Below are 7,511 nucleotides of genomic sequence, written 5' to 3' on the forward strand. Positions count from 1 at the left end.
CGGATACGCGCTCGTAAACCAGCCGACCGTCCGGCTAACATCCACATCCGCCGCAATCGGTTCTCTGCCGTGTCCTTCCAGCAAGACCGCCACGCGTTCGAGTCCGCTCCACGCTTGAACCGCCATGACCAGTGCAGTCAGCAACAGATCGTTGACCTCCGTCCCGTAGGCCCGATGTGCTTCTTTCAACAATTGCTGCGTCTGTGCCTGCGACCACTCCACCGTCAGCGACCGGCTGGCGGCCAGCGTGGACGCGCCTTGCTCATCATCTTTAGGCAGAGGCACTAGATCCTTCTCTACAACCGACTGCCAGTAAGCACGCTGCATCTCCAACGCCGGACTTGCCGCATAGGCGCCAAGCTGCTGCGACCATGTTTGAAACGAGTCCGTTTTCAGCGGCAGCCGAATGTCCTGTCCTTGCGCCGCTTGTTCGTAAGCTGACGCGATATCCTCAAAAAGGATGCGCCAAGATACTCCGTCGACGACCCAATGATGAATCGCGATCAGCAAATGATCCCCGTCCGGACACTGGAACAAGCCCAGTTTCAGGAGCGGACCGGCGGCCAGCGAGAAGCTGGCCTGCAGCTTGCCGGCCTCCGTCTCAACCCGCTGGCTCCATGTTTCTTCGCCACGGAAGTCAAATACGTCCAGACAATAGCTTTCGCCGTCTTCCACACTACGGTTCCAAGCGGCATAGCCGTCTTCCGTCTGCGTTACAATTATCCGCAGCGCGTCGTGATGCTTGGCAATGCGCTGCATCGTCAGGCGCAGCGCTCCAATGTCGAACCGGTCTTCCCGGTGCAGCATGACCGCGTGGTTGAAATGATGCAGATCCACGGGATCATGCTGCACGAACCAGCGCTGGATCGGCGTAAGCGGCACGGGACCATACACCTCTCCTTGTTCCGCGCGGCGAGTGACCGCCGTCATCTGGGAGCTAAGCTCGGCGACGACCGGATAGCGGAACAGATCTTTCATCTCGACCTTATATCCGGCTTGCAGCAGCCGTGAAGCGACTTGAATTGCTTTGATTGAATCGCCGCCAAGCTCAAAGAAATGATCGAAGATGCCAATCTTCTCTGCGCCCAACACCGACTTCCAGACGGACACGAGCGCTTTTTCCTCGCCCGTGCGCGGGGCGACGTATTCCGTCCCCGCACTCAAACCTTCTTCCGGCGCCGGCAGTGCTTTGCGGTCCACTTTGCCGCTGGAGGTCAGCGGCATCCGGTCGAGCTGCGTAAAGTATACCGGAATCATGTATTCTGGCAGCTCGCGGGCCAGCGCCTTCCTCAGCTCTCCGACCGTCAGCACGCGCTCCGCCACAATGTACGCGCACAACTGCTTTTGCCCGGCAGCATCCTCGCGTGCAACCACGGCCGCCTCTTCCACCGCAGCTACCTTCAGGAGCTGCGCTTCGATTTCTCCAAGCTCGATCCGGTAACCGCGGATTTTCACCTGATCGTCGATCCGGCCCAAATAATCCACAGTGCCATCAGGCAGCCAGCGGGCCAAATCGCCTGTTCGGTACATCCGGCGGCCCGGCTCGAACGGATTTTCGACGAACTTTTCCGCTGTCAGCTCCGGACGGTTCAAGTAGCCTCTGGCCACCCCGGCGCCCGAGATGTACAGCTCCCCGGCGACGCCGATCGGCTGCAATCCGCCGCGCGCGTCCAAAATATAGACCGTCGTATTATGAATCGGCTTGCCTACAGTCGCTTTTACGTTTGAATAACATGGACCTGTGAGAACCTCGATCGTCGTTTCCGTAGGTCCGTAGTGATTGTACAGACGATAGCCAAGCTGCAAAACTTCCTCTTTCAGCCGATCGTCCAGCTTTTCTCCACCGGCGATGACATGTTGCAAGCCCGGTAGTTTGGTTTGACTCACGAGCAGTTCCCGAATGTAAGACGACGTGAAGTTGATCGTATTGATCTTGTTCTCGTGGATGTAGTCCAGCAGCTTAGGCGGATTCAGCAACGTCTCTTTCTGGATCATGTGCAATGTTTTTCCGGTCATCAGGCTGCCAAATAATTGTTCTACGCTAGGATCGAATGTAAACGATGTCGTTAACATCAGGTTATCGCTCAGCTCATAGCGGGAAATATACCAGGAAATGACGTTGGCGGCATTCCGGTGCTCTACCATAACCCCTTTTGGCTTGCCTGTCGAGCCAGACGTATAGATGACGTAGGCCAAATCGCTCGGACTGGAAACATTCACTAGGTTCGTGGCATCTTCAAGGTAAGCGGCGGGATCGTCCAGCCTGATCAGTGCTTTTGCAAACTGGCTGGCGTATTCCTGGAAGCGTGTCTGCAGAAGCAGCGGCGATGCGCCTGAATCCTCCAGCAGATAACGGATGCGCTCGGACGGATACGCCGGATCGATCGGCACATAAGCGCCTCCAGCCTTCAAAATAGCCAAAATGCCGACGACCATCTCCAGCGATGGCTCCGCCATAATGCCGACCAACCGGTCAGCTTCCACACCCGCGGCCTGAAGCGTCCGCGCCAGCCGGTTGGCTCGCTTATTCAGCTCGGAGTACGTCAGTTGATGATCTTCAAATACCACAGCCACTGTGTCCGGTGTTTTCGCCGCTTGTTTTTCGAACAACTTATGCAACGTTGCTTCCGCCGGCAGCTCAACCGCCGTATCGTTAAATGTCACCAGCAGCTCTTCCCGCTCGTCATTCGTCAGCACCTCGATGCTTCCCAGCATCGCCTGCGGATGACGAATCGCTTGACGCAGCAGCTCGGTAAAGTGACCCGCCCAACGCTCGATCGTCGTCCGTTCGAACAGTTTCGACGCATATTCCAGGGTGCATCGCATCCCCTGCTCGTGCTCGCTGACCGACAGCGTCAAGTCGAACTTCGCTGCTCCGCTCTCGATCGGATACGGCGTCCATTCCAGACCCGCCAGCTCCAATTCGGCCTGCTCGGTGTTTTGCAGCACCAGCATGGCATCGAACAACGGATTGCGGCTCATATCCCGCTGCTTTACCACCTGCTCCACCAGTTCCTCGAACGGGTAGTCTCCATGCTCCAGTGCGCCTAGCGCCGTCTGCTTCACTTCCTGCAAGTAAGCGGAGAACGGCTTTTCTCCGGACGGGTTCATCCGCAGCGCCAACGTGTTTACAAACATCCCCAGCATCCCTTGCAGGTCCGCATGGGAACGTCCGGCGATCGACGTACCGACGATCACTTCTTCTTGACCGCTTAACCGCCCCAGCAGGGCGCTGTACGCGGCCAGCAGCACCATGTACACGGTCGCGCCGTTTTCCCGCGCCAGCCCTCTGACCGCTTCGGCGAGCATACTATCCAGCTCGAACTCCACACGATCCCCTTCGAAGCTGCGCACCGCCGGTCGCGGAGCATCCGTCGGCAGGCTCAGCACCGGCAGCTCGCCTGCAAACTGGCTCAGCCAGTAGCTTTCCATCTTCCGGTAAGCCGCACTTTGCCGGTAACCTTGCTGCCAGAGCGCATAATCTTTATACTGCAACCGCAGCGGTGCCAGTTCTTCTCCGGCATACAGCTTCGTTAATTCCTGCACCAAAATGTTCATCGAGGTGCCGTCAGAAATGATATGGTGCATGTCGAACAGCAGCACGTGATCCGTTTCGTCCAGCCGCACCACCGTCGTACGCAGCAGCGGCGCAACGCCAAGGTCAAACGGACGGAGGAAGCGGCGAATGAACGCCTGCGCCTCGGCTCCTCTTGCCTCCTCGTACATGACGGTGAAGCCGGGAGCCTCTATGATGCGCTGCATCGGCTCCCCGTCTACCGCCGCAAACGCTGTGCGCAGCGATTCATGACGGGCGATGAGCGCCTGTAGGGCGGCTTCCAGCCGCTGGCGATCCAGCGCTCCCGTCAGGCGAAGCGCCGCAGGCATGTTGTAGCTCAGCTCGGCGCCCTCCAACTGCTGCAGCACATACAGCCGTTTTTGCGCGGACGACAACGGATACGCCGACTGCAGCGGAGCAGGCACAAGCGCTTCAAAGGTGCGGCCCTCCGCCGCCTCCAGGGCAGCCGCCAAGCCTTCTATCGTTGGCGAGAGGAACAATTGCCGCAGCGGCACCTCCGCCTCCAGCGTCTGATGAATGCGCGATACAAGCGTCATCGCCCGGAGCGAGTGACCGCCGATGTCAAAGAAGTTATCGCGGATGCCGATACGCTCCAGCCCCAGCACCTCTTGCCATAGCTGCGCCAGCTTCGCTTCCGTCGCCGTGCGCGGCGCTGCATACTCCGTTCCCGTACTCAGCGCCCCTTCCGGCGCTGGCAGCGCCTTGCGGTCCAGCTTCCCGTTTGGCGTGAGCGGCATCTTCTCCAAGCGAATGAAGTGCGTGGGGATCATATAAGACGGAAGGCCCGCCGACAACTTGCTCCGCATCGCCTGCGCCGTGAGCTCACCGCTGCCCGTTACATAGGCGCACAGTTCCTGCGTTTCCCCGGCAGTAACGGTCACGACCGCTTCCTTGACGCCTTCAACTCGCAGCAGATGCGCTTCGATCTCGCTCGGTTCGATCCGGTACCCGCGGATCTTCACCTGATGATCGATCCGGCCCAAATGCTCCAATCGGCCATCCGGCAGCCAGCGGGCCAAATCGCCCGTCCGGTAGATCCGCTCCCCGGGGAGGTACGGATGATTGACAAACTTCTCCCTGGTCAGCTCTTCGCGCGCCCAGTATCCGCGGGCGACCCCGGCGCCTCCGAGGCACAGTTCGCCTACGGCTCCGATCGGCTGCAGCTGCAGCGCTGCGTTCAGCACGTACGCCTGCGTGTTCGCCAGCGGACGGCCGATGCTGACTTTTTCTCCTTCGCTTTCCTTCAGATGTTCAAACGTAGACCACACCGTCGTTTCCGTCGGGCCGTACATATTGTACAGCGACGCATTCGTTTGTGCTCGAAGCTGCTCCAGCAGCGCCGCTGGCAGCGGCTCGCCGCCGATCAACAGGGCTGGTATACGGCGCAGCTGCGCGGCGCTGTGCTCCTGCTTCAGCATCATCGACAGCCTAGAAGGCGTTGTCTGCATCAGTTGTACCGGATGCTCCGCCAGTAAATCGCCTAGCAGTGCAGGATCCTGAAGCTCCGCTTCATTGGCGAGAACGATCTGCATCCCGCAGCTGAGCGGTACCCAGCTCTCAGTCACGAAGATGTCGAAGGACACCGTGGTGACCGAGAGGATCGACGCAGATGGCGCAAACGGCAGTGAGCGCACCATCCCCGCGATAAAGTTCACGACGTTCCGGTGCTCCACCACCACGCCTTTTGGCTTGCCGGTGGTGCCCGACGTGTAGATCACATACGCGCTGTTCATCGGCGTTGTCGGTACATCCGTTGCTCCCGTGGATGCCGGCGAATAGGCTTCCAATTCTTCCGCGGAGGCGAATCTCACCATGGCGGAGCAGTTCCCTTCGGCATCCGTGACGGCCAAGCGTTCCTTCTTTCCTTCGACAGCCGCAGCGGCTATTTCCGTAACAGCGGAACGTTCCTCATCCAAGCACGTAACAGCCAAACGTTCCTTATCCAAGAACAGGACATGCCGCAGCGGCGTTTCTTCCCAGTCTGCCACCGTTTCCGTCTGTGCCCCTTCGCTCAGCAGGATTTGGATACCGGCATCCTGGATCATTCCCTCGATGCGCGCTGCCGGCAGCGCCGGATCCAGCGGCACATAGGCCGCGCCAGCTTTCAGCACGCCCAGCAGAGCTGCGATCAGTTGCGGCGAACGGCTGAGCAGCACCCCGACGCGGTCTTCGCTTCTCACCCCGTGCGCATGCAGCCAGCCGGCGATGCGGTTGGATTGTGCTTCCAGCTCGCCGTACGTCCATACCGCCTCTCCGCTTACGAGCGCCGGTTGCTCCGGCGTCAGGGCAGCCTGCTGTTCGAACAGCGTATGCACCGTTGCTTCCGCCGGCAGCTCCACCGCCGTATCGTTGAATGTCACCAGCAGCTCTTCCCGTTCTTCCGCCGTCAGCAGTTCCAGCTTTTCTACCGCCACGTTCGGGGTGGACACGATCTGCTCTACCATCCGCATCCAGTGACCTTGCAAGCGCTCCATCGTGCCTTGTTCGTACACCTGTCCGTTGTAGTCGAAATGAATGTGCAGCTCTTCTCCCGGCTGAATCATCACATTCAGGTCGTAATTCGTTTGTTCGTCCGCCTGAACCCCCGTAATTTCCAGTCCGCTTGCATCCGCTGACGCTTCCGCCTGCGCGGTTTGCATCGGGTAATTCTCGAACACAAGAATATGGTCGAACAGCTCTCTCGTTCCGGCGCACTGCGCCTGGATTTCGTGCAGCGGATAGTAGGCGTAACCTTGCGCAGCCAGCGCCTGCGCCTGCATGCGGAGAAGCAGATCCGCAACCGTCTCCTGCCCCTCGCACGTTACCCGGACAGGCAGCGTATTGATGAACAGTCCGATCATCCCTTCCACGCCAGGCAGGTCTGCCGGTCTGCCCGATACGACGCCGCCAAATACCGCATCCCTGCTGCCGCTGTAGGCGTGCAGCACCAGCCCCCATGCCGTTTGCAGCAGCGTGCTTACCGTTACGCCGTGCGCAGTGGCCGCCAGTGCGATGGCTTTGCTCTGCTCCCGAGAGACGCTCCAACTCACGCGTTTCGCTTCATAGCCTTGCGCCTGACGCTGCCGCTTCGGCAGCGCAGATAGCGCTTCGCTGCCCTCCAACTGCTCCTTCCAGTAGCTTCGTGCCGAATTCGCGTCCTGTTCGGACAGCCAGCGGATATAGTCGCGGTACGCGCGGACGCTGCGTAACTTCGGCTCTTCTCCGGCGCGCAAGGCGTTGTAGATTCCCAATACTTCTTCCATCACCAGCGGCAAGCACCAGCCGTCCATCAACAGGTGATGGAAGCTCCATATCACCTCGTGGGTTTGCTCTCCTGTGCGGAGCACCGCCACACGCATCAGGCTCTCCGACGCTACCGCAAAGCCTTGCTTCCGATCCTCCGACTTCCACTGTGCTATGCAAGCTGCCTGCTCGCCCGCGTCGCTCCTCGACAGATCGCGATAGACGATTGTGAACGGCCGCTTCCGGTACACGACTTGCAGCGGTTCGCTTCGCCACTGACTGTCGATGCTCGTTCGCAGCACCGCATGCCGCTGCACGACGGTTTGCCAGCTTTGTTCAAACGCTGCCGGCTGCAGCTCGCCCTGCAGGGTCAGATGGATCTGGTTCACGTAAGCTCCTGCCTGCGGATCCAGACGGCTGTGGAACAGCATCCCTTGCTGCATCGGCGTCAGCGCATATACATCTTCGATCTCACCTAATGCTGCGTTACGCTGCATGAGCGCATCCAGCTCTTTCTGCGTAAAGCCAGGCTGCAGCAGATCGCTTGGCGTCAGTTCCGTCCTCTCCTGCGCGACACAATGGGCGAGCAGCTCTTGTAAGCTGATCTGTAACTCGTGCGCGAAGCGCTCCATCGTCGCTTGGCGGTACTGCTCCGCGCTGTAGCTGATGTGCAGGCGAAGCGCTCCTTCGGCGATCATGCCATTGCATTCCA

The 7,511-nt window shown here is 59.6% G+C and carries 1 pseudogene; it reads right to left on the reverse strand.

Annotated features, from left to right (window positions below):
- Window positions 1-7,497, reverse strand: a pseudogene (locus ACQ5BJ_RS26220) (amino acid adenylation domain-containing protein); the annotation flags it as partial.
- Between the last annotated feature and the right edge of the window lie 14 nt (window positions 7,498-7,511).

Source organism: Paenibacillus sp. B1-35, from assembly GCF_050474385.1.
In the GTDB taxonomy this organism is placed as follows: Bacteria; Bacillota; Bacilli; order Paenibacillales; family Paenibacillaceae; genus Paenibacillus_B; species Paenibacillus_B alvei.